The sequence below is a fragment of the Kitasatospora sp. NPDC054939 genome, from assembly GCF_053610105.1.
The window spans coordinates 1-1,430 of sequence record NZ_JBSGXP010000310.1; the positions used below are offsets into that span (position 1 = coordinate 1).

The window sequence follows — 1,430 nt, forward strand, 5'->3', positions numbered from 1 at the left end:
ACGACGGTGGCTTCGCCGGTGCGGTTGTGGCGTTCTTCCCAGGTTTCGAGGGCGGTGCGGCAGGCGTGGTCGAGGTGGCGCAGGTGGGTGAGGTCGAGGTGGACGGGGTGGTCGGTGGGGAGTTGTTCGAGGGTGTCCAGGAGGCGGGGCAGGCGCAGGAAGGTGGCGTTGCCGGCGAGGGTGACGGTGGTGGTGCCGTCGGGGTGGTGGTGGACGTCGGTGTGGAGGTGGGAGGTGTCCCAGGCGGTTTTGAGGACGGACAGGAGCAGGCCGAGCAGGACGCCTTCGAGGAGGTTGGTGGTGACGATGGCCAGGGCGGTGGCGGTGAGGATGAGGGCTTCGCCGCGGTGGGTGCGCCAGAGGGTGGTGAGGGCTTTGAGGGGGACGAGTTTGGCGCCGGCGTGGACGAGGACGGCGGCGAGGGCGGCGAGGGGGATGGCGGTGAGGGCGGTGGGCAGGAGGGCGGCGAAGAGCAGGAGCCACAGGCCGTGCAGGACGCGGGAGGCTTTGGTGCGGGCGCCGGCGTGGACGTTGGCGGCGCTGCGGACGATGACGGCGGTCATGGGCAGGGCGCCGAGGAGTCCGCAGGCGGTGTTGCCGACGCCCTGGGCGAGGAGTTCCTTGTCGTAGTGGGTGGGGGGTCCCTTGTGGAGGCGGTCGACGGCGGCGGCGCTGAAGAGGCTTTCGGCGGAGGCGATGAGGGCGAAGGCGAGGACGGTGCCCAGGGCGGCGGGGGTGGTGAGGGTGGTGAGGTCGGTGGTGGTGGGCAGGTGGATGGCGTCGGTGAGGCCGTTGACGGTGACTTTGGCGGTGTTCAGGTCGAGGAGGGCGGTGGCGGCGGTGGCGGCGCCGACGGCGGCCAGGGGTGCGGGCAGGGTGCGGGCGGGGGCGGGCAGGCGGGGCCACAGGAGGAGGACGAGGAGGGTGGTGGCGGCGGTGGCGGCGGCGGTGAGGGCGGCGGGGTGGGTGGCGGTGTCGGTGACCAGGCGGGGCAGGCCGGTGATTTTGGCGGGGCCGGTGGCGGGGGCGGGGAGGTCGGCGGTGGCGTAGAGCTGGCCGGCGATGAGGACGAGGCCGATGCCGGCGAGCATGCCCTGGACGACGGAGACGGAGATGGCGCGGAAGAGGCGGCCCAGGCGGGCGGTGCCCATGGCGATCTGGAGGAGGCCGGCGGCGGCGGTGATGGTGCCGAGGGCGGCGAGGCCGTGGTCCTGGACGGCGCTGTAGACGAGCACGGTGAGGCCGGCGGCGGGGCCGGAGACCTGGAGGCTGCTGCCGGGCAGCAGTCCGGTGAGCAGGCCGCCGACGATGCCGGTGACCAGGCCGAGTTCGGCCGGGACGCCGGAGGCCACGGCGACCCCGACGCACAGCGGCAGGGCGACCAGGAACACGACCAGGGAGGCGGCGACATCGGCCCGCAGCACGGCGGG

The 1,430-nt window shown here is 74.1% G+C and carries 1 protein-coding gene; it reads right to left on the minus strand.

Annotated features, from left to right (window positions below; genetic code table 11):
- Nucleotides 1-1,430, minus strand: a 1,430-nt coding sequence (locus tag ACWGB8_RS38525; protein ID WP_452218309.1) for a SulP family inorganic anion transporter, incomplete at both ends; no start/stop codon positions are given.